Source organism: Bacillus sp. GB_SG_008 (assembly GCF_052038115.1).
GTDB classification, from domain to species: domain Bacteria; phylum Bacillota; class Bacilli; order Bacillales; family Bacillaceae_G; genus Bacillus_A; species Bacillus_A rhizoplanae.
This window is the reverse complement of the sequence record NZ_JBPZSK010000001.1, coordinates 258,195-279,759: the sequence shown is the minus strand read 5'-3', so window position 1 is coordinate 279,759 and position 21,565 is coordinate 258,195. Positions and strand designations below refer to the sequence as shown.

General features: G+C 37.4%; 22 protein-coding genes. 5 read left to right on the top strand and 17 right to left on the bottom strand.

Annotated elements, in window-relative coordinates:
- Window positions 1-31: 31 nt before the first annotated feature.
- From etfB to ACTDJC_RS01300, 6 genes are all read right to left on the bottom strand, one after another.
- Window positions 32-805 (bottom strand): electron transfer flavoprotein subunit beta, encoded by a 774-nt coding sequence (etfB, locus tag ACTDJC_RS01325; protein ID WP_377880957.1) that lies wholly within the window; start codon window positions 803-805, stop codon window positions 32-34.
- Between the two features lie 78 nt (window positions 806-883).
- The gene (locus tag ACTDJC_RS01320) at window positions 884-1,657 is read right to left on the bottom strand and encodes an enoyl-CoA hydratase (protein ID WP_429720159.1); all 774 of its coding nucleotides are present in this window, start codon (window positions 1,655-1,657) and stop codon (window positions 884-886) included.
- Between the two features lie 16 nt (window positions 1,658-1,673).
- A complete protein-coding gene (locus ACTDJC_RS01315; RefSeq protein WP_429706457.1) occupies window positions 1,674-2,261 on the bottom strand; it encodes a TetR/AcrR family transcriptional regulator in 588 nt (195 codons plus the stop codon).
- A 108-nt stretch (window positions 2,262-2,369) separates the two neighbouring features.
- Window positions 2,370-4,055 carry a long-chain-fatty-acid--CoA ligase gene (locus ACTDJC_RS01310; protein ID WP_098305193.1) on the bottom strand — a complete coding sequence of 562 codons (1,686 nt, stop codon included), beginning with the start codon at window positions 4,053-4,055 and terminating at the stop codon, window positions 2,370-2,372.
- 166 nt (window positions 4,056-4,221) lie between these two features.
- Window positions 4,222-4,533 carry an AzlD domain-containing protein gene (locus ACTDJC_RS01305; protein ID WP_440602770.1) on the bottom strand — a complete coding sequence of 104 codons (312 nt, stop codon included), beginning with the start codon at window positions 4,531-4,533 and terminating at the stop codon, window positions 4,222-4,224.
- A gap of 1 nt (window position 4,534) precedes the next feature.
- Window positions 4,535-5,170, bottom strand: coding sequence for an AzlC family ABC transporter permease (locus tag ACTDJC_RS01300; RefSeq protein ID WP_440602493.1), 636 nt, complete (start codon window positions 5,168-5,170; stop codon window positions 4,535-4,537).
- 356 nt (window positions 5,171-5,526) lie between these two features.
- Here ACTDJC_RS01300 and ACTDJC_RS01295 point away from each other — a divergent pair, with 356 nt between their 5' ends.
- A complete protein-coding gene (locus ACTDJC_RS01295) occupies window positions 5,527-6,030 on the top strand; it encodes a DinB family protein (protein ID WP_440602492.1) in 504 nt (167 codons plus the stop codon).
- Between the two features lie 127 nt (window positions 6,031-6,157).
- Complete coding sequence (locus tag ACTDJC_RS01290) at window positions 6,158-6,616, top strand: NUDIX hydrolase (RefSeq protein ID WP_440602491.1); 459 nt, start codon at window positions 6,158-6,160, stop codon at window positions 6,614-6,616.
- Between the two features lie 217 nt (window positions 6,617-6,833).
- On the opposite strand, the gene ACTDJC_RS01285 is transcribed toward ACTDJC_RS01290, so the two are convergent.
- The 7 genes from ACTDJC_RS01285 to ACTDJC_RS01255 form a co-directional block, all read right to left on the bottom strand.
- A complete protein-coding gene (locus ACTDJC_RS01285) occupies window positions 6,834-6,992 on the bottom strand; it encodes a hypothetical protein (RefSeq protein WP_429712111.1) in 159 nt (52 codons plus the stop codon).
- A 248-nt stretch (window positions 6,993-7,240) separates the two neighbouring features.
- Window positions 7,241-7,933, bottom strand: a complete 693-nt coding sequence (locus ACTDJC_RS01280) for an ABC transporter permease (RefSeq protein WP_440602490.1) — start codon at window positions 7,931-7,933, stop codon at window positions 7,241-7,243.
- A 32-nt stretch (window positions 7,934-7,965) separates the two neighbouring features.
- Complete coding sequence (locus ACTDJC_RS01275; RefSeq protein ID WP_098305203.1) at window positions 7,966-8,661, bottom strand: ABC transporter permease; 696 nt, start codon at window positions 8,659-8,661, stop codon at window positions 7,966-7,968.
- Complete coding sequence (locus tag ACTDJC_RS01270) at window positions 8,654-9,577, bottom strand: ABC transporter ATP-binding protein (protein WP_440602489.1); 924 nt, start codon at window positions 9,575-9,577, stop codon at window positions 8,654-8,656. The genes ACTDJC_RS01275 and ACTDJC_RS01270 overlap by 8 nt, the downstream gene beginning before the upstream one ends.
- A 126-nt stretch (window positions 9,578-9,703) precedes the next feature.
- Complete coding sequence (locus ACTDJC_RS01265) at window positions 9,704-10,639, bottom strand: HAMP domain-containing histidine kinase (protein ID WP_440602488.1); 936 nt, start codon at window positions 10,637-10,639, stop codon at window positions 9,704-9,706.
- A 1-nt stretch (window position 10,640) separates the two neighbouring features.
- On the bottom strand, window positions 10,641-11,336 hold the full coding sequence (locus ACTDJC_RS01260) for a response regulator transcription factor (RefSeq protein ID WP_440602487.1): 696 nt from the start codon (window positions 11,334-11,336) through the stop codon (window positions 10,641-10,643).
- A 124-nt stretch (window positions 11,337-11,460) separates the two neighbouring features.
- Window positions 11,461-12,912, bottom strand: a complete 1,452-nt coding sequence (locus ACTDJC_RS01255) for an RNA-guided endonuclease InsQ/TnpB family protein (RefSeq protein WP_440602486.1) — start codon at window positions 12,910-12,912, stop codon at window positions 11,461-11,463.
- A gap of 540 nt (window positions 12,913-13,452) precedes the next feature.
- Here ACTDJC_RS01255 and ACTDJC_RS01250 point away from each other — a divergent pair.
- From ACTDJC_RS01250 to ACTDJC_RS01240, 3 genes are all read left to right on the top strand, one after another.
- Complete coding sequence (locus ACTDJC_RS01250; protein ID WP_440602485.1) at window positions 13,453-14,046, top strand: hypothetical protein; 594 nt, start codon at window positions 13,453-13,455, stop codon at window positions 14,044-14,046.
- A 277-nt stretch (window positions 14,047-14,323) separates the two neighbouring features.
- Window positions 14,324-14,497, top strand: coding sequence for a hypothetical protein (locus ACTDJC_RS01245; protein ID WP_098305217.1), 174 nt, complete (start codon window positions 14,324-14,326; stop codon window positions 14,495-14,497).
- Window positions 14,498-14,692: a YwbE family protein gene (locus ACTDJC_RS01240; protein ID WP_098305219.1), complete on the top strand. Its 195-nt coding sequence runs from the start codon at window positions 14,498-14,500 to the stop codon at window positions 14,690-14,692. It abuts the gene before it with no gap.
- 44 nt (window positions 14,693-14,736) lie between these two features.
- Here the strand turns inward: ACTDJC_RS01240 and ACTDJC_RS01235 are convergent, their stop codons facing one another.
- From ACTDJC_RS01235 to polX, 4 genes are all read right to left on the bottom strand, one after another.
- The gene (locus tag ACTDJC_RS01235; RefSeq protein WP_440602484.1) at window positions 14,737-15,936 is read right to left on the bottom strand and encodes a class I SAM-dependent rRNA methyltransferase; all 1,200 of its coding nucleotides are present in this window, start codon (window positions 15,934-15,936) and stop codon (window positions 14,737-14,739) included.
- A gap of 200 nt (window positions 15,937-16,136) precedes the next feature.
- Complete coding sequence (locus ACTDJC_RS01230; protein WP_253630538.1) at window positions 16,137-17,213, bottom strand: nitric oxide synthase oxygenase; 1,077 nt, start codon at window positions 17,211-17,213, stop codon at window positions 16,137-16,139.
- Between the two features lie 240 nt (window positions 17,214-17,453).
- Window positions 17,454-19,814, bottom strand: coding sequence for an endonuclease MutS2 (locus ACTDJC_RS01225; RefSeq protein ID WP_440602483.1), 2,361 nt, complete (start codon window positions 19,812-19,814; stop codon window positions 17,454-17,456).
- A gap of 20 nt (window positions 19,815-19,834) precedes the next feature.
- Entirely contained in the window at window positions 19,835-21,553 is a 1,719-nt protein-coding gene (gene polX / locus ACTDJC_RS01220; protein ID WP_098305227.1) for a DNA polymerase/3'-5' exonuclease PolX, read from the bottom strand.
- Window positions 21,554-21,565 lie beyond the last annotated feature (12 nt).

The following is a 21,565-nucleotide window of genomic DNA, read 5'->3' as shown; positions in this document are numbered from 1 at the left end:
ATGTTTTCCCTCCTGGATATCCTAGTATTTTTTAAACTACTTTCGCTTCTGTATGCAACAACGATACAAGTTCTTTTACTTGATCTTGCAGTTCGCCTTGTAACACTTTTCCAGCATCTTTCTTAGGAGGTAAATAGATTTCAATTGTTTTTGTTTTCGCTTCTACATCATCTTCCTCTAAATCTAAATCATCTAATTCCAATGTTTCCAGCGGCTTTTTCTTCGCTTTCATAATACCTGGAAGCGATGGATAACGCGGTTCATTTAACCCTTGCTGCGCTGTTACTAAAAGTGGCAATGTCGTTTCAATTACTTCTGTATCCCCTTCTACATCACGCTCGATTTTTACGTTTGTACCGTCAATTTCAAGCTTTGTAATTGTTGTTACATATGGGATATTAAGCGCTTCAGCGACACGTGGTCCAACTTGTCCAGATGCGCCGTCAATCGCTACGTTACCAGCTAAAATTAAATCGACATCCTTCTCTTTTAAGTATTCAGTAAGTACTTTTGCTGTTGTATATTGATCGCCATTTTCAACATCATCTTCAATATTAATCAATACTGCTTTATCACAGCCCATCGCTAGTGCCGTGCGAAGTTCTTTTTCACTATCTTCACCGCCAACTGTAACGACTGTAATTTCACCGCCTTGTGCATCTCTTACTTGAATTGCTTCTTCAATCGCATATTCATCGTAAGGGTTGATGATGAATTCCGCTTCGCCATCGTAAATTGCACCGTTCTTAATTGCGATTTTTTCTTCAGTATCAAATGTTCGTTTCATGAGTACGTAGATGTTCATTCTATTTACCCCCTTGTTTTTTTATAAAAATTTGGTTAATTATAATATTCTGCTAATTTATGTTAAAAAAATATAGAACTACCTACCACTAAAAGAAGGTTTACGTTTTTCTAAGAAAGCAGCAACGCCTTCTCTCCCATCCCCACTTGTAAACACTTCACCAAATAACTGTGCCTCGCGTTGCACTCCTTCATAATAAGAAGAAGATTTTGTTGTTTGTAATAACTCTAACACAGCGCGAGTAGATGCTGAGCTTTTTCCTGCAATCTTTTTCGCTAGTTTTAGCGTCTCTTCCAGCAATGCTTCTTCAGGGAATGCTCGGTTTGCAAGTCCATATTCAACTGCTTCCACACCTGAAATCGGATCGCTTGTTAGCATCATTTCACAAGCTTTTGCTTTCCCCACATAACGCGGTAAGCGCTGCGTCCCCGCAAAACCCGGGATTAATCCTAGCGTTAGCTCCGGCAAACCGATTTTTGCAGTTTCACTTACAAAACGCATATGGCAAGACATTGCAAATTCTAACCCGCCGCCAAGCGCTGCACCGTGAATAGCCGCAATAATTGGCTTTGAAAACTTTTCAACACGTTCAAAAATGACTTGCCCATGTTGTGATAATTTCGTCGCCTCTTTTGCTTCTTCAACAGAAGTGAATTCTTTAATATCCGCTCCCGCTGAAAAAAAGCGACCTTCTCCATGAACAAGTACAACGCGCACATTTTCGTCCGTTTCCACTACATCAAGAAGTTCACCAACTTCACTAATGACTTGTGAAGACATCGCATTTGCCGGCGGATGATTGATCTTTACAATTGCTACGTAATCTTCCACCGTTAAAGATAGGAAATTCAAATGTACTCCCTCCCCATTAATTGCGGTAACCACAAGCTGCTACTAATAGCTCATGCACCGTTTTTGAAATTGCGACCAAATCATATTTATGATCGCTCATTACCCAGTTGGTTACAACTTCATCTACTGTTCCGAAAATCATTTGTCTTGCCACGCGTACATTTAGATCCGTGCGAAATTCTCCCTGTTGTATGCCGGTTTCTAAAATTTCATCCATGACTTGCAAATACCCTTTCAGCACTTCATTAATTTTGAGGCGTAATTCTTGGTTGGATTGGCGAAGTTCTAGTTGCGTAACGATAGCAAGAGGATCATTTTTCGACAGTAAAGAGAAGTGCGTTTCTACCAACATAAATAACTTCTCTACAGCGCTTTCAATTCCTGCTGTTTTTTGCCGAATTGTTTCAATAAATTCTCCCATCTTCTCCTGAAATAGAGATATCAATATATCTTCTTTATTTTTGAAATATAAATAAATAGTTCCATCAGCAACACCAGCTTGCTTTGCAATTTTGGAAACTTGCGCTTGATGATATCCATTTTCTGCGATGACAATCACCGCTGCATCAATAATTTGGTTATATTTTGGTCGATTCTTTTTCACAGTACTATCCCCTTCAAGAAGATGACTGAATGATGATTCATTCACATTTCAATAATACTGACTATTTAAAATATTGTCAATACTACTCATCCAAAAAAGAAAGGGCGTTTAGCCCGTCTGCTCATCTTCTTGTTTTCGCAGCTCTTCTTCAACAAGCACACGACGTAAAATTTTCCCAACAGTTGTTTTCGGCAAATCTTTCCGAAACTCATATATTTTAGGAACTTTATACGCTGCTAAATATTTACGAGCAAACTCATTTAATTCTTCTTCTGAACATGTTGCACCATCTTTAATAACAACGAAAGCCTTCACTGTTTCACCGCGGTACGGATCAGGCACACCAAGAACGACAACCTCTTGCACTTTTTCGTGCTCATACAATACTTCTTCTACTTCGCGTGGATATACGTTAAATCCACTGGCAACAATCATATCTTTCTTACGATCTTTCACATAAAAAAAGCCGTTTTCGTCCATATATCCAACATCACCCGTATAAAGCCAGTCATCTTGCAAAACTGCTGCTGTTTCCTCTGGTTTATTCCAATACCCCTTCATCACTTGCGGACCCTTCACAACAATTTCTCCAACCTCTCCTATTGGCAATGCTTCACCTGTCTCTAACGAAATAATGCGCGCATCCGTATCAGGCCACGGCACCCCTATACTTCCCGGCACCCGTCTTGCCCATAAAAAGTTACCATGTGTAACCGGGGATGATTCCGTTAAGCCATATCCTTCTACAAGCTTTCCCCCCGTTACACTTTCAAATTGTTCTTGCACTTCAACCGGAAGCGGGGCGGAACCACTAATACATGCGCTAATGGAAGAAATATCATATTTATGAAGCTCAGGATAGTTTAATAGAGCAATATACATGGTCGGGGCTCCAGGAAATAACGTCACACGATGTTTTTTAATCGCCTCTAGCATCATTTTAATATCAAATTTCGGAACGAGCACCATCTTATACGCTTGCATAATTGATAAATTCATTACTGCCGTCATACCATATACATGAAAAAATGGAAGTACACCAAGAATAACTTCTTCTCCTTTTCTGCAATTATACAGCCAATGCATGCCCATAATTGTATTGGATACAAGATTTTTATGGGTAAGCATTACACCCTTTGGAAATCCTGTCGTCCCGCCTGTATATTGCAGAAGTGCTATATCTTCCTCGGGATCACACGAAACGTCTACCGCTTCATCCCCTGCACGTTCAATGGACCTCCAAACGTGGATATTCTCACTTTCTCTTACATTCACCACAAGGTTCGTTTGTTTCTTTTGCACAAATGGATATAATAAATTTTTCGGAAATGGTAAAAAATCTGCGATGCGTGTTACGATGACATGCTCAATATTAGTTGAGGACTGCACATTGCTGACTTTCGGAAACACTAAATCGAGGCAAAGAATGACTTTCGCTCCTGAATCATGAAGCTGATATTCAAGCTCTCTTTCTGTATAAAGCGGATTCGTTTGTACAACAATACCGCCAGCTAATAGTGTTCCATAATAACCGATAACACCTTGCGGGCAGTTTGGCAGCATAATGGCAACTCGATCCCCCTTTTCTATCCCCAGTTTGCGAAGATAGTTGGCGAATTGCCTAACTTTACGATTTAGTTCTGAGAATGTAATATCTTTCCCAAGAAAATGAAGCGCTTTCTTATCTGGATATTGTGAAGCTGTTTGCTGTAAATACACATGAAGAGGCTGCATATCGTAGGAAATTGTATGCGGAATTTCCTTTGGATAACTTTTTAGCCAGGGCCTTTCCATTTTAAAACTCCCCCTTCTTTAAGTTACAAAAATATGATTCTCTCGTACTACTAGCCCATCTTGCTCTAACACAAGTGAAACTGAATGTGTATTCATGTTGACTATTTTCATTATAGTATAGGGATTATTTCGTTACAATCATAATATTCAGACTATTTTATAACTATTACCATCCTACAAGCACTCTCCAACAAACAAGTGTAATCACTCCCGTTAATAATGAAAACACAACTTGCCTTTTCCATACTCCTATACAAAATGCCACAATTCCCGCAACGATATACTCAGAACTCCAGCTCCCTCCTTTCATATGAAACAGAACAAGCGGAATTGTTAACGAGGCAAAGATACCAATCGGAACGACTTTCAATCCTCTTTCTGCCCACTTTGGAAAAGAAATGCGGGAACTTAACAATAACATAGGAAAACGAGTTAAATACGTAAGTAAAACCATAATACAAATCGATACAAATAGCATATTATTCACGACGCATCACCCCTACAATTACAGCGCTAATGGTACCAAAAACAACCGCCAATGCCGTTCCTTCTATATAATAGCCTAAACATGCAATTGCTCCCGAAACAAGTGCAACAACTGCATAAAAACGAGAAACGATACTCGTTGCTAGAAACCCTAGAAACGTTGCAATAAACGCAAAATCAAGACCGTATTCTTCTGGATTAGAAATAAATGTGCCAAAAAACAATCCCGTAAGTGTACTGACATTCCAAATGACATAATCTAACACTCCTGCTCCAAAATAATAAGGTAAACTGGCCTTATTTTCTTTTGCTACATAGGCAGACTTTAAAGCATACATTTCATCATTTAACATCCACGCCATCATCATTAACTTGCCGGTAGGAATATTGCGAAATGCCGGACCTAACGACAATCCATAGAGCATTTGTCTAACATTTAATAGCGTCGTAGACAAAATCATTGGCCATCCGATGATTCCTTGACTAATAAATCCCATCGCTGCAAATTGTGATGAAGTCATATTTAGAAGCAATACTTCAATCACACCTAATGCTGTTTGTTTCGCGAGAATACCAAAAATGAGTCCATCTACAATACTTGCAGATGCAATCGGTAAAATGTGCTTCATTCCTTTTAGAAACTCATGTTGCTTATGATTTACGGCGATTTTTTCTTTTTCTACCCCATCTTATCTCTCCATTCTTTCTCTTTACATAAGAAAAAGATGTGTGTTATGAACCACACATCTCCCCTTCATACAATTTCAAGACATTCCTATCATTTCCTTCAAAAATATTAAACTCTACATGTATAAAATCTTACAGCTAAGCGAAGCAAAATGTTCTGAGTTATTCTTTTGTTCTGTTATAATGTTGCGAGAAAGGATTGACATAGTAATCATCCTTTATTTTTCTTCATACTAGAAGGAAACCATAAAACTTTCACGAATTTACCATTTGAATCCAATCATAGGAGGTTTTTTCTATGTTCCAAACAATTGAAGGCTTTTTAACATCATGGAAATACGAAGCGGAGTCAACACAAAAGGTATTAGATGCTCTTACTGATGAATCGTTAAAACAAGCAATCACGCCGGAAAACTGGACTTTAGGACGCATTGCGTGGCATATTGTCACTGCTGTTCCTGTCATTACATCCCGTACAGGATTAAAGTTTGAAGGAGAAACAAAGGATTATCCTGTACCAACGTCAGCTAAGTATATCGCAGACAGCTATCGTCAAATGAATGAAGCATTTACTGCAGCATTACAAACACAATGGACAGATAAAGATTTAACAACGATAAATGATTTTTTTGGAAAACCAATGCCAAATTCAATCTTTTTAATGACTGTTATCAACCATCAAAACCATCATCGCGGGCAAATGACGGTACTTATGCGTCAAGCTGGATTAAAGGTTCCTGGTATTTACGGACCTGCAAAAGAAGAGTGGGCTCTAGCTGGGATGGAAGCGCCAAAGATGTAACATTTGCTTTCTAAATGCAAATGAGGTTCCTCTTTTTTGAGGAACCTCATTTTTATTCTATAAGAACAAAACAAATTTCTCTGGAATTATTTATAATGGATGTAAATGAATATTGGAGCTGAAACGTATGGATTATATAAGTTATTTACGAAATATGGTTGGGCATGAAAAAGTAATCATGGTGGCCGCAGGTTGTTTTGTACTTAATGAAAAAAATGAAGTACTTTTGCAATTACGATCTGATAATGGACAATGGGGACATCCTGGCGGGTTTATGGAAATTGGCGAAACAGTTGAAGATACAGTAAGAAGAGAAGTGTTTGAAGAAACCGGTTTGAAATTAGGAAAACTTGAATTCTTTAATGTATATTCTGGCAAAGAATACGAAAAAACGCTGTCCAACGGAGATCAACTTGCCTTAGTAAAGTTGGCTTATATTTGTAAAGATTTCCACGGGAATTTACATACTCATAACGAAGAAAGCTTACAGCTAAAATTTTTCTCCTTAGACGAATTGCCTGAATTATGGCGGGATCAACAAGCAGCTTTTGAAGACTTGTTAGCGTTTATGAAAATAAGGAATTAATTTTTTCTAGTAGGATTAGAGTCATACAGATTCAATTTCAATGATAAAGTGAAACTTTCATCAGCAGAGGTTTCTTCATCCCCCACTGATGGAAAGCCCGCTCAATCAGGCACATGCCAGCAGTTATCCCCCACCTATCTTCTTTGCTTTTCTCTAAATCTTGAGATGGGGGTATTACTGTCCTCGAATAGCGGGATAAACTTTTGCAATTCGTCACCTATTCAAAAAACATTCTAATCCCATTTATACTTACGCCTACTATCCCTATCACCATTAAAAGTAAAAAAAACTTCTGCTCTGGATTTCTGTAATATAAGATCACTCCTATTAAAAGTGCTATAAGCCCACCTACTAGATTAAGTACCAGTAAATCCATAATGATTCCTCCCTAATTAACTTTTATTATGCTGAATACTAGTGCCATTCCTATCAAAACAACACTTCGTATTTCATCCCCCTTTTGCTCCCGTTCTATATTTATATAATAAGAAATGAAATTCTCTTTTCCCTTACCTATCCCTTACAAATTTCTTAAGCTACAAAAGCTTGTGGAATTGCTCTTTCTACAAACTAAAGATTCCTACTAAAATTAAAGTCCTACAAATCCAATTTCAATGATAAAAACTAAATTGCATCTTCTTTCTCAATGTCTCGAATTGCTAAGAAGGCGATTATAATTCCAACAGCTGCAAGGACGAACTGAATGGGAATAGTGGTGACCACTGAGAACGCTGGATTATAAGAACAAGCGAATGAAACGACAAGAAATGATGATACAATTGTGACAGGAACAGAATACTTACGCATCCCGAAATATAGTGGAATTAAACTTGTACCTGCCGCAGCGATTGCAAATGGAATCATATTGATAGCTTGCTGCATCCATTCAGTAAATGTTATAGAGTATGATATAAACGAGAAGTATCCTTGTAAAAGAAAGACAGCACCTGTAATAACTATATTAGATAACCAAATTGTTATAAATGTCAGTATAGCAATAATAGCTAATTTACTAGCAATGATTTTCTTCCGCTTGATCGGATAAGAGAACATGAGCATTATTGTCTTATTTTTATATTCTTCAATAACTAATTGCGCAAGTAATACTGCTGCAAAGACAATAAATGTTGCCCGTACCATTGCTCCTATCAATAAAAAAGCCTCCTCAGAATTCGTCATAATTACATCATTTTCTATTTCCTGGATATAGTTCATGGAAATGAATAAGGCCGTAATAATGATGTTGGCAATTAATGCTCCTTTTACATACCAACCAAATTTAAACTTTTTCATTTCTAGCTTCATGAGGTGTAGCATAATGGTCTCTCCTCCTAGTTCATCTACTTTGCTTATTTAAATAAGTCCGCCTGCTCAACTTTTCGCACTGTCATATAAGCAATCACTACTCCAATACAAGCTAATATAATTGGAATGATAATAATATCACTTAATGAAGTTCCACCATTATTCGAGCATACGAGAGACACGATTATAATAGAAGATATAATAGTCGTACGAACGGAATACTTTCTCATTCCAAAGAAAAGCGGGATTAAGCTCATGCCCGTTGCTGCGATTGCATTCATTACTAATTTCGCTGCATTATGTGTAACAATCGGTAATGTTAATGCTTCCGAAAGCACTGGATTATAAGCATTAGCAACATAAAACAAACTAAACACAATCATTTCCGAAATAATCATTGAGAAAAAAGTAAATACAATCACAATGAGTAATTTGGCGATAATAAGTTTTTGTCGATTGACTGGATACATGAATAGCAATGTTATCGTCTTATCTGTAAATTCTTGAACAATTATTTTTGCTAGTAAACTCGCTCCAAAAATAATAAACGTTGCACGTACCAAAGTATCTATGACAGAAAATAATTCATTGTAATTTGAAAAAGCAATGTCTCCTTCTGATTTTGAAGCATATCCAATTAGTAGAAGAAAACCAAAAATTATAAACGCCGCAATGAATGCCCCTCTGATCGAAGAACCAACTTTAAATTTTATCAGTTCTAATCTCATCAAATTAAGCATGGATGCCGCCTCCGTTCATAAGGTTTAAGAAATAATCTTCCAGTGAGCTATGCTTCTTATTAATTCCTTCAATTACGATATCATTCATAATGAGCGTTTTTGAAATCTCTTGCTGTGCTATTCTTGCTTCATAAATTCGAATCGTATTTTCATTCATTACTTTAAAGTTTGTAAGGCGTAGTTTATTCTCTAAAACATAGGCTGCTTGTTTTACATCCTGAACCGTAATCTCAATATACTCTGTTTGTTTACCGTTAATACTTTTCATCGAAACTTCTTTTATTAGCTTCCCACTTTGAATGACACCAATTGTATCTGCCATTTGCTCCATTTCCGCTAAAATGTGACTAGACACTAACAACGTAATTCCATATTCTTTACAAAGCATTTTAAATAATTCTCGTAATTCTTTAATGCCGATTGGATCTAAACCGTTAATTGGTTCATCTAAAATTAACAGCTCTGGTTTTGTCGTAATCGCTCTTGCAATTCCTAACCGCTGTTTCATCCCAAGTGAAAAGTCTTTTACCTTCTTGTCGTCCACATTGTGTAAGTTTACAAGGTCTAACGCTCGGTCAATTGCTTTCTTGTCATAATAGCCCATATATTCACAATGCAAATACAAGTTTTCTCTAGCTGTTAGTTTTTCATAAAAGATTGGATATTCAATAATTGTCCCCATTCGCTTTAACACTTCATATGAAGTATCCGTTAATTTCTCACCGAAGATCTCAATCTCACCGCTCGTCGGTTTAATCAAATTCGTAATCATTTTCATAATCGTCGTTTTACCAGCACCGTTTGGCCCTAGAAAACCATATATTTCACCTTGTTTCACATGCATATTTACGTTTGAAATAACTTCTTTACCGTGAAACACTTTCGTTAATTGATTCGTTTTCAATACATACGTCATCTTTCATTCCCCTTTCGCACTTGCTCTATATTTGCATTGTAAGCAACGAAGTTCTCTTTTTTCTTACTACATTCTTACAAATTTCTTAAGCTCAAAAAAAGCTTGTAGAATTCCCCTTTCTACAAGCTAAAAATTAATTTTCCTCAACATGACTGTAAACACTGTTTTCTCATATGGTGTACTAGATAGATGAATTTCTCCCCCTAATGCTTCTACAAGACGCTTCGTAATCGTAAGCCCAAGTCCACTGCCTTGATACAAACGATTTCGTGAATCTTCTAATGTGTACATACGCTCAAACACTTTATCAATGTGAGATTCAGAGATTCCTTTTCCTTTGTCCCATATATCCACGTACACAAACTTATCATCACTTCGTAGTGTAATCCCTAATGTTTTTCCGTCTCCCCCGTAGGCAATTGCATTTGAGATTAAGTTATTCATGATTCTTCCGATGACTTCTGGATTTCCATGCGCATATATTGGTGTTTCTGGTATATCAATATGAACATCAAATCCTTGCGTTGTTAATAAATCATAAAACGATAACATATGTTCCTGACAAATTTCATTCATATGAATTCGCGTCATTGCAATATCTTTATCACCAGATTCTAGCTTTGCTAGATCGAAAAACTTATGAATAAGATCTAACACTTCTAACGTTTTCGTATGAACTTTTTCTAGTAATATCTTTCGCTCTTCTTCACTTATCGTTTCATCTACATGTAAAATTTCAACATAACCGAGAATCACAGTAAGCGGTGTCTTTAAATCATGTGAAATGTTAGAAAGCATCTTTCTCATTGAAATTTCCAACTTCGAATGCTCGGCAATTGTTTTTTTCTTTTCATCTAGCAAATAATTAATTGCCACTAATAATGATTTCAATTCTTTGTCGTCTGTAACAACTAATAAATTTTCACTCGTTTGCTTTTCCACAATATCCTGCAACTTTTCATATGTATAACGTAAATTCGCACTTCGACTTTTTCCCGAGCGATATTGAAAATAAATAACACCAATTAATATAAAAATAATAGCCGTTAAAAATAAAACCATTCTATATCACTTCCAGCTTATAACCGATGCCCCATAATGTCTTAATGTATTGCGGCTGAGAGGGATCGTCCTCAATTTTTTCCCGCAGTCTTCTCATATGAACATTAATGACATTCTCATCACCGTAATATTCTTCATTCCAAATTAAGCTATAAATTTGCGCCTTTGTAAACACGCGATTTCGATTTGTCGCAAATAACTTTAGAAGCTCAAATTCTTTAGAAGTGAGTTTAATAACTTCGTTGTTTTTTTGAACGGTAAAGTTAGCCGTATCAATTTTCAAATTCCCGATCACAATCATGTCATCTTGTTTTTGTTGCGGAGTGGAATATTTCGTCGAACGACGAATACCTGCCTTCACCCGTGCAGACAATTCAATCATAGAAAACGGCTTACAAATATAATCATCTGCGCCAAGTCCAAGCCCTAATGCTTTATCAACATCCGTGTCTTTTGCTGACATAATTAAAATTGGTACAGAACTCTTTTTTCGAATCATATTCATCACTTCTAAGCCATCTATTTTAGGCATCATAATATCAAGAATAACTAAATCAAACTGATCTTCTAAAAACTTCGCTATTCCTTCCTCTCCGTCCGAGGCTACCGCTACAACAAACCCCTCTTTTGTTAAATACCCATTGACCATTTCTTGAATCGATATATCGTCTTCTACCAATAAAATTTTATGTTGCACACCATCACCCGTTTTCTTGAAAATTTATACTTATATTGTAATACGATGGTTTAATTTGGTAAATGAAAACTCCCGCCACTTATCTCCTTCGGATCTTGAAGTGGGGGTTTCTTGTGTATCATCTTCAAGAGATGCTTAACACAAGCGGAGTTGACACAGCTGCCTGATGGCACAACCCCTCTATTCCATCGGCAAATGCCTTTGGAACTACTTTTTTTAAGATGTTATAGGCACCATTCACATCAGCGTTCAGTAATTTGTTCTCTTTCGTACGATACAAGCCACGTTTGATACGTTTTCCACTGAATACAGGGATGTCTTCCTCATCGTAAGTAGGAATCGCATTATTGTCTAGAAAGGATGCTTTGCTTGTATACGACTCTTCCACAACTTGTACCATTATGCCTTGCCTTTTCGCCTTGTAGTGGATCATTTCAATGAGTAGATTATGCGGGATATGGCAGAAGGATTGATTCTGTTGTTTCCCCATATCACTGTTTTGTTTCCATGATGTATTTTTCCCAATCATAATCGTTGAAATCTCGTGTTGAATCGCAAACTGAACAATATGGTAACTCATTTTGTGAAAGAGATTCTTTATTTTTAGAAACCGTTTTTCATGAAGCCTCTCTAAACGCTTGGATGTATGTGGTCCTTCTTTGGGTTCTTTTCCATGACGAAGAATGCTCAGTAAATGCGCCTTTTGTTTGTTGTAGTATTGATTGATACTTTTAATCACATTGCCCTTTACTAACACAGGAGTAGCCCCGGTATTCGTTGCGATGGTTGCAATGTTATTGACCCCTAAATCAATACTCATATAACGGTTGTTGTCAATGTGCTTAGGTGGCGGCTCAGACTGTTGTGTTACAATTTCTACCTTAAATTTCCCGTAAGCAGGAGAAACACGTACTTCTTTTAGATTTTCGATCTCTCCGAACAATTTACCTATATTTAGTTTGATACTTGTTTTTGGAAAACGGATATACTTACCTTGGAGTTTACATACTTGATTCGTGAATACAACTTCTCTCATAGATAATTTGATGTAGTTTGGAATACGAGGTTTACCAGTAAAAGTGGAAGGGTGTTTTTTGTATTTTTTTATGGACTCAAAAAATGAATCCCAGTTTTTGAAAAGCTTTCTCATAACTGCTTGATTCACTTGTGATGGCAGGTTTATATAATCTTGTTGCCTCATTGTTTTAAACAAACAATCCAGGAAGTTATAGGATAGGAATGATTTTTCTTTTGTCGGTAGAGTAAACAAATTACACTTGATTTCTTTCCGTTCTTCTGCTGGCTTTTCTTTCTGCTTTTGCAAGTTTTTTTGATACGTACGAAGTTGATTTTCATTCATAATTCCAATATACGCTTGTAATGTATGAAGAACTTCTTGTTGAAGTGGCTGTGATGGTTTCTCAGCACGTAAGGCCGTATATACTTGGCGAATGTAAAAGTTTGTTGTGTTATAGAGATTTTTTGCATTTTGACACATTTCTAGGAAGTAAGGGTATAACTTATGACCTTTCTTAATCCAAATTTGGTAGGTTACATATTCTTTTTCTTTCGTCATCAATTTCACCTCCTTCTTTCTTTTATGATACTACAAAACACCTAAAAAGAACATAAGTTCGCATTGATGAGAAAATATTTTTTATGAGCACGACAGCAATTCAGCCCCACCTTAAACTTGGCTATGTCTTGCATGTTTTGAAGGTGGGGTTTCCTTGCCCATTTCCCGATAAATATAACCATGTTCCTATCATTCTTTTATCCCGCATTAACGGGCAGTAATACTCCCACCTCAAAATTCGGTGAAAGCAAAGAAGTTAGGAGGGAGATAAACTGCCCGTAAAAGCCCGATTGGTTCAACTAATAATCAGTGGGGATGAAGAAACCCCCCACTGATTAAAGTTTCACTTTATCCCGACTAGCATGTAGCATAGTTCCTCATTTCAATTCCTCATATATAAATACAATTACATTCAAACGGCTTTTATTTACAAAAAAACGAAATATTCAATAAGTTTATTAGTCAGACAAGTATACAAGCAAAAGGGATACAATTCCATATAATTGAATTATATTTTAAAAGAAAGGAGTTTTATTATTCTTGTCAGACAAACACTTTAATTCTTATTGGTGCCCGGCTCCAAAATGTCCAGGAGAATCCGCTGTATTTACGACAGGATCTATATGTAGAAACCCCAATACCGAGATCGTGATCGTCACGCTTTCAAATGAGCATTACAACATGCCCCAAACCGTCACCGTATCCGTGTTAGATCGGCAAAATACGTGTAATCCAACCGAGGTTGCCAAGTTTGTATTTTTTTGTGGGGAATTCGTCAATCCACCTTTAAACACCGCACAAGCGATTCAACCTCAGCAAAGCAACATCGTTCCGCCTGACAACGTTCAACCGATTCTCACACCGCTTACATTTACAATTCCTCCTCGCAATCTCCTCGTGATTCACGCATTTCTCCCAAATCCTGTTCAGCAACCAAGTCCTTGCTACGAAGTACTTGTGACTCCTCAATATGGACCTGCCAAATGTGTCATCACGAACACATTTGGAGTCAATACTGCGGGTATTCCGCAAGATGGAAATACAATCTTGCATCATCAATTTTTACCTACTCCTGCCATTTCACATCTTCTCCCAAATTATCCTTACGCTCCGCTTAGCTTTATCACTCCATAAGAGAACAGATTATTATATCATCCACAATTTGGGAAATATGAGTAAAAAGCCCCTTCAGTTCATACACTGGAGGGGCTTTTTGTTAAGTAAATCGATACATGAACTATCGATTCGTTTTAACGCATTTCCAAAAGAAGTCCTTTACGACAACTTTTCCACTCTCATATCCCAAGCTTCTTATTTCTCCATAATCCAGCTTCATTTCTTCCCTCAACAATGATATGATGGAGTTCACTATGAATGTTTACAATTCACTGTATATAAAAGGAGATTTAATATGTCAGAAAATAAAAAAGTAAGCCTAGCGGATTTAATGCGTGAGCAACTTGCGAAGAAACAGCAAGGAAATGCAAATGGATCAAATGCTAAAAATCAAAGTCAAGCAACAAAGAAATTGCAAAATCAACAAACGAAGAAGCCAAACAATCAACGCAGACGCACAGGTGTATAAATGAACGGACAGAAGCGAACAAATATTTCACCTGGGCTTGAGGTTGATATTGTATTAAAGCAAGATCAGCGTACGGGGAAACTAACTAGAGGTATTGTGAAGGATATTTTAACAAATTCCCCTTCACATCCACACGGTATTAAAGTCCGCCTTCAAGATGGACAAGTTGGTCGTGTAAAAAATATTATTTCATAAGAAAAGGAGCTCATTTTTGAATATGAGCTCCTTTTTTTATAAATTTATCCTTTAATCTTCTTAATAAATACAACTTTTAAGTAGTCACCTTCCGGAAACTGTGAATTAGTCCGAAAGTCCTCTGGCAACGAATGTTCTTCTAATACTTTATACTTGCCATTCATCTCTTTAAATGCTGTATCAATGAAGCCTTTAAACTTTTTCATACCGAATGTACTGCAATTTGTCGAAGCTACAATAATACCGTTATTTTCTGTAATCGCAATTGCTTCTTTTAATAAGTTTTTATAATCTTTCGCAGCACTAAATGTATACTTCTTTGAACGTGCAAAGCTCGGCGGATCTAGAATGACCATATCAAACTTCAATGCTTTCTTTACCGCATATTTAAAATAGTGAAATACGTCTTCTACGATAATATCTTGCGCCTCGTAATCAACGCCGTTCACGCTAAATTGTTCAATTGTTTTACTTAAGCTGCGGTTCGCAAGGTCAACACTTGTCGTTTTTGCCGCTCCGCCCAGTGCTGCAAAGACAGAAAACGCACCTGTATAAGAGAACATATTCAAGACAGTCTTACCATCTGCATACTTATCGCGAATTTGCTTTCTTACATTACGTTGATCTAAAAATACCCCGACCATTGCTCCGTCATTTAAATACACCGCAAAGTTTACACCATTCTCTTTGACGATAATCGGAAACTCTCCGCGTTCTCCTGTTACGAAATCGTCTTCTTCAATATATTGACCTTTCGTATCAAAGCGCTTTTTCTGATAAATCGCTTTAAATTCAGTCACATTCTGTAAGGACTCGATAATCTCTTTACTAAATTGATAAATTCCCTCGCTGTACCAGCTAATAACATAATACCCATCATAATAATCAATGATTAAGCCGCCGATTCCATCACCTTCACCGTTGAACACGCGAAATGCCGTTGTATCTGAATCTTCATAGAAGTTTTTACGTTTGCTTAAAGCGGATTTAATCTTTTTTTCAAAGAAGGCCTGGTCAATTTGTTCTTGTTCTTTTCTTGTTAAAATCCAGCCATATCCCTTGTTTTGCTTACCATAATATCCTGTACCGATAAACTTATTTTTATCATCTACAAGTTTTACGATTGTACCTTCTGTATTTACATCATGTAAATTTATAATTGCTTCTTTCGAAATAAGTGGATAGCCACTTTTTAATTCGTCTACGTATTTCGTCTTAACCTTTAAAACAACTTCTGTTTTCATTACATATCCTACCTTTCCATTCCAATGCTTTCTAGCTATTAAGAAAGGCCCTATACGAAGTCAGAAGTTTTGCCACAACTTTTCTTATGTATGAAACCACTCTATGTTAGAAGCACAAAAATAGGGCCGTTTATTTAGTATCGTCCATAAACGGTCCCTTTTAACTATACATGTTATTCTTTTATCCACACAACAAGCACTTATCTTTTTTTATGAAAAAAATTAGGTGTAAGTATTTGATTTGGATAAGGCTTATGATAAATATGCGTTGCTGCAGGAGATACAGGCGGAATTAACCATACCCAGTTCCCTGTTACAAGACGGCCGCACGCTGCTTCTTGTTTCTCAAATTGACTAAACTGCTGAGCCGCCGTATGGTGATCTACAATAGTTACTCCTTGTTTTTTGAAAGAATATAAAACAGCTACATTTAATTCTATTAATGCTTTATCTTTCCAGAGTGTACTATTTCTTGACGTATCTAATCCCATCATCTCAGCAACAGCGGGAAGAAGGTTATAACGATCTTGATCAGCTAAATTGCGAGCACCTATTTCTGTTCCCATATACCAGCCGTTAAAGGGTGCGGCTGTGTAAGAAATACCGCCAATTTCTAAACGCATATCCGAGATCATCGGAACCCCGTACCACTTTGCTTCCAATGAGGAGAATGGATACTCCGGATGTTCTAACGGCACTTCTTTTACATATTCTTTTGGAATTGGCATATACACTGGTTCATTTCCATCAATCGAGAATACAAGCGGCAACACATCAAAATGTGTCCCCTGCCCTTGCCAACCAAGGCTCTTACAAAACGCTGAAAATGACAGTGAATGAGAGTCACCGATAACTCCGTTTTCTGTTTCATATCCAGCGTAGCGAATCAATTGGTGATTATAAATCTGAATTTGATTATGCTCACCTTGATATTGTTTAAAAATAGTAATTGTAGGTAGGATTTTTCCGTCATTTGTAGCATATTGAATATGATGAAGCAATGCCTCATATATACCTTCTGCATCATTTACATCGCGTGCATCTAATACATGCAGCTTATTCCAAAAGAGACGACCGATGCAGCGGTTACTATTTCTCCACGCCATTCGTGCCCCGTGAACAAGCTCCTCAAAAGTATGTTCATACGTTCCTGTGTTCTGTATTTCAGCTTCAATTTGTGATAATCTATCTTGTATTTCATGAGATTTTTCTAGTTCATTGTAGCAATCTGTAATAAAATTAGTTGCTTCCTCTAACAGTTTTTTCGTTTTAATCATAACGTCACCTTCTATTCCTGTATAACATCTTCTATTATACATAACAACTTCTACTCATGCCCATACTCTAATACCTAGAAAACAGGCAATGAAAAAGAACACCAAAAACGGTGTTCTCTCCCTTATTTCGCAAAAAACAGCAAATATATAACCCCAATAATAAAGAACGTTCCACAACAAGCTAACAATACTTTTGCAAGTTTGTCCATAAACATAGCCGTTTCCCCTTTGCTTGTTTTCCTACTTCAATTCTACAACAGTAACACCAAGGCCTCCCTCGCCCATATCACCATATCGGAAGCTTTTCACGCCGCGATGGTTTTTCAAGTAATCTTGTACACCTTGGCGCAGTGCTCCTGTTCCTTTTCCATGAATAATCGAAACGCGTGGATAGCTTGCGAGCTGTGCATCATCTAAATATTTTTCAACACGTGCCATCGCATCTTCAAAGCGCTCACCGCGAAGGTCAAGTTCTAAAGAAACATGATAGTCTCTACCTTTTACCGCTGTCACTGCTTTTTTCTCAACAGGAGCTGGCGTGTTAATATATTCCATATCGGACTCTTTTACTTTCATTTTCAAAATTCCAATTTGGACGTTCCATTCATTGTCACTTACTTTTTTAAGAAGCTGACCTTTTTGACCAAACGTTAATACTTTTACTTCATCGCCTGGCTGCAACACTTGTTTTGGCGCTGTGTTTTTCACTTTTGTCTTTTGTTTTTTCACAAGCTCCGGTGCTGCTCCTGCTAAACGGCTTTTTGCCTCAATTAGCTCGTGATCTTTAATATCAGCAAGCTTTGCTTTTCGCAATTGACGCAGTTCACGAATAATTTCTTCTGCTTCTTTCTTCGCAGCTTCAACTTTTTCTTCGCCTTCTTTTTGTGCTTTTAATAATCTTTCATCACGTTCTTCGTTAAATTCAATAATTTGACGCTGCAATTCTTTATGAAGCTTATCAGATTGCTTACGAAGCTCTTCTGCTTCATTCCATTCACGCTCAGCATTCTTTTGGCTTTCTTCCAGCTTAGCAATCATATTTTCTACTTTATTTGATTCTGTACTAATATGACCACGAGCACGGTCAATTACGCGGTCAGATAAACCAAGGCGTTTTGAAATTTCAAAAGCGTTACTTCGTCCTGGTACACCAATTAACAATTTGTAAGTTGGGCTTAATGTATTTACATCAAACTCAACACTTGCGTTAATCACTTGTTCACGATTATATCCGTATGCTTTTAGCTCTGGATAGTGCGTCGTTGCGACAACGCGCGCACCGCGGTTATACACTTCATCTAAAATTGAAATTGCAAGCGCAGCTCCTTCTTGCGGATCTGTTCCTGCTCCTAATTCATCAAACAGTACTAAACTTTCAAAGTCAGCTTGCTCTAAAATATCAACAATGTTTACCATGTGAGATGAGAATGTACTTAAACTTTGTTCAATAGATTGCTCATCACCGATGTCGGCAAAAACATGTTTAAACACACAAATTTCCGATTCATCAAGAACAGGAATTTGCAGACCGGACTGCGCCATCAATATACAAATCCCTACCGTTTTTAATGTAACAGTTTTACCACCTGTATTTGGTCCTGTAATAACGATTGTTGTAAAGTCTTTCCCAAACACAATATCGTTTGGCACAACGACTTTAGGATCAATAAGCGGATGACGCGCTTGGCGTAAATTCATATAACGCTCATTGTTCAAAATTGGTTTCGTTGCTTTTAATCGTTTCGCATAGAAAGCTTTTGCGAAAATGAAATCTAGCTCTGCCACAATATCAACGTTCTCTAAAATAATATCAGCCTCGGCAGCGACTTCTTCTGTTAACATCATTAAAATGCGTTCTACTTCTTGTTTTTCTTTTACCCGTGCTTCTTGCAGTGTGTTATTCAATTCAACAATGACTTGCGGCTCGATAAATAACGTTTGTCCTGAAGCAGACTGATCATGAACGATACCACCGTATACACCGCGATATTCTTGTTTCACAGGAATTACATAGCGATCGTTACGAATCGTTACAATTGCATCTGATAACATCTTCTGTGCGTTAGAAGAACGCGTCATATTTTCAAGTTTCTCACGAATTCGGCTTTCCGCTGTACGAATTTGCTGACGAATACCGCGTAGTTTTTCACTTGCACTATCAACTACTTCTCCGCCATCACTAATGCAATTTGTAATTTTCTTTTCTAAATCATATAAAGATATAATGCGTGCTACATACGTGTCTAAAATCGGCAGTTCAACGCCGTTTTCAACCATATCTTCAATAAATCGTTTTATTTGACGGCTTCCATACATCGTACTAGCAATGTCGAGCAGTTCATGCGGACTTAGCATACTGCCAATTTTCGCACGTTTTACATTTGGACGAATATCAAAAATCCCGCCAAGCGGCACATGTCCTTTTAAACGGATCACTTTCGCTGCTTCATCTGTTGTTTCTTGAAGTTCTACAACTTCTTCATAATTCGTGCTCGGCATAAGCCCTTTCACTTTATCGCGGCCAAGTGAAGAAGCAACGTGCTCAAGCAATTGTTCTTTTATTTTGTCATATTCTAATACCCGCAACGTTCGTTCTAACATAGTTGCTTGTCCCCCTTGTGTTACTTATTACGCTTAATATAATCTAATAAACGTTCAATATCCCATGTGTTAATAACTGTATCTTTTTGAATCCAACCTTTTCGCGCTGCAGCAACACCAATTTCCATATCCTCTAGCATTTCAAGCGTATGGGCATCTGTGTTAATCGCGATTTTCACACCTGCATCTTGCGCTTGTTTTAACAGTTTCGCACTTAAATCTAAACGATTTGGATTTGCATTTAATTCAAGTACAGTATTTGTTTCTTTCGCAAGCTCAATTAATAAATCTGTATCGACATCATATCCTTCGCGTCGACCAATTAAGCGGCCCGTTGGATGCGCAATCATTGTCACATGATGATTTTCAATTGCCGTGCGAAGGCGCTTCATAATTGTTTCACGATCTTGTGAGAAACTAGAATGAATCGCACCAATGACATAATCAAGCTCCGCTAATACTTCATCATCAAAATCAAGCGTTGCATCCGGTAAAATGTCCATTTCAATACCGCGTAAAATGGTGATATCCGGATACTTTTCATTAATGCGTTCAATTTCTTTTCCTTGCTCACGAAGACGTTCTTTCGTTAAACCATTCGCCACTTTTAAGTATTGTGAATGGTCGGTAATTGCCATATATTTATATCCACGAGCGCGACATGCTTGTACCATTTCCTCAATAGAAAAAGCACCGTCACTCCACGTCGTATGCATATGTAAATCACCTTGAATATGAGAGAACTGAATTAAATTCGGATACTGCCCAATCAAGTCAATTTCTTTCCCATCTTCACGCACTTCTGGCGGAATAAATGGAAGTCCAAAGTGTGCAAAAAACGCTTCTTCTGTTTCAAATGTCTTCACTTCACCCGTTTCTAAGTTTTCAACACCGTATTCACTAATTTTCTCACCTTTATCTTTCGCAATTTGGCGCATTCTTACATTATGGTCTTTTGAACCTGTGAAATGGTGAAGAGTGGTAATAAATTCTTCCGGCTTAACAAGACGGAAATCAATAGAAATATCGTACTCATACTGAAGGCGTACAGAAACTTTTGTATCTCCGCTTGCAATGACTTCAATCATATTTTCAAACTGCAATAAATGCTCGCGCACCTTTTCTGGTTCTGTTGTTGCAATGATAAAATCTAAATCTTTCACTGTTTCGCGAACACGGCGCAAACTACCAGCACGGGAATACCGAATAATTTCTGGTACATTCGACAATTTCCGTTCTATTTCCCCGGCAATAGGAAGCACCATCGCCACCGGAAGACGTTCTGGACGAGAACCAACTTGAGCAATTGCTTCTAATATTTTCTCTTCCGTTTTCTTACCGAATCCCGCAAGCGCTTGAATTTTCTTCTCCTCACAAGCTTTCTTTAATGTTTCCATATCTACAACGCCAAGTTCTTTATATAACTTCGCTACTTTTTTTCCGCCAAGGCCTGGTAATTTTAAAAGCGGCAATAAGCTGCTCGGTACTTCTTTTTCCAACTCCGCAAGCACTTCTGACGTTCCAACTTCAATGTATTCTGCAATAACGGCTGCGGTTCCTTTTCCGATGCCTGGTATTTTCGTAAAATCTTCAATCTCTGAAAGGCTGCGATCATCACTTTCTAACGCTGCTGCCGCTTTACGAAATGCTGATATTTTAAAGGGATTTTCACCTTTTAGCTCCATGAAAAGTGCAATCGTCTCAAGTAGTTGAATCACTTGTTTTTTATTTACTTTCATTCTTCTCCCACC

Excerpts from the sequence above, each read along its gene's own strand:
- ACTDJC_RS01230 (WP_253630538.1), bottom strand. The coding sequence starts at position 17,213 with ATGATTAAAACGAAAAAACTGTTAGAGGAAGCAACTAATTTTATTACA.
- ACTDJC_RS01305 (WP_440602770.1), bottom strand. The coding sequence starts at position 4,533 with ATGCTATTTGTATCGATTTGTATTATGGTTTTACTTACGTATTTAACT.
- ACTDJC_RS01310 (WP_098305193.1), bottom strand. The coding sequence starts at position 4,055 with ATGGAAAGGCCCTGGCTAAAAAGTTATCCAAAGGAAATTCCGCATACA.
- ACTDJC_RS01280 (WP_440602490.1), bottom strand. The coding sequence starts at position 7,933 with ATGCTACACCTCATGAAGCTAGAAATGAAAAAGTTTAAATTTGGTTGG.
- ACTDJC_RS01255 (WP_440602486.1), bottom strand. The coding sequence starts at position 12,912 with ATGACGAAAGAAAAAGAATATGTAACCTACCAAATTTGGATTAAGAAA.
- ACTDJC_RS01300 (WP_440602493.1), bottom strand. The coding sequence starts at position 5,170 with ATGAAGCACATTTTACCGATTGCATCTGCAAGTATTGTAGATGGACTC.
- ACTDJC_RS01235 (WP_440602484.1), bottom strand. The coding sequence starts at position 15,936 with ATGAAAACAGAAGTTGTTTTAAAGGTTAAGACGAAATACGTAGACGAA.
- ACTDJC_RS01270 (WP_440602489.1), bottom strand. The coding sequence starts at position 9,577 with ATGACGTATGTATTGAAAACGAATCAATTAACGAAAGTGTTTCACGGT.
- ACTDJC_RS01275 (WP_098305203.1), bottom strand. The coding sequence starts at position 8,661 with ATGCTTAATTTGATGAGATTAGAACTGATAAAATTTAAAGTTGGTTCT.
- ACTDJC_RS01290 (WP_440602491.1), top strand. The coding sequence starts at position 6,158 with ATGGATTATATAAGTTATTTACGAAATATGGTTGGGCATGAAAAAGTA.
- ACTDJC_RS01285 (WP_429712111.1), bottom strand. The coding sequence starts at position 6,992 with ATGGATTTACTGGTACTTAATCTAGTAGGTGGGCTTATAGCACTTTTA.
- ACTDJC_RS01265 (WP_440602488.1), bottom strand. The coding sequence starts at position 10,639 with ATGGTTTTATTTTTAACGGCTATTATTTTTATATTAATTGGTGTTATT.
- ACTDJC_RS01245 (WP_098305217.1), top strand. The coding sequence starts at position 14,324 with ATGTCAGAAAATAAAAAAGTAAGCCTAGCGGATTTAATGCGTGAGCAA.
- polX (WP_098305227.1), bottom strand. The coding sequence starts at position 21,553 with ATGAAAGTAAATAAAAAACAAGTGATTCAACTACTTGAGACGATTGCA.
- ACTDJC_RS01225 (WP_440602483.1), bottom strand. The coding sequence starts at position 19,814 with ATGTTAGAACGAACGTTGCGGGTATTAGAATATGACAAAATAAAAGAA.
- ACTDJC_RS01295 (WP_440602492.1), top strand. The coding sequence starts at position 5,527 with ATGTTCCAAACAATTGAAGGCTTTTTAACATCATGGAAATACGAAGCG.
- ACTDJC_RS01240 (WP_098305219.1), top strand. The coding sequence starts at position 14,498 with ATGAACGGACAGAAGCGAACAAATATTTCACCTGGGCTTGAGGTTGAT.
- etfB (WP_377880957.1), bottom strand. The coding sequence starts at position 805 with ATGAACATCTACGTACTCATGAAACGAACATTTGATACTGAAGAAAAA.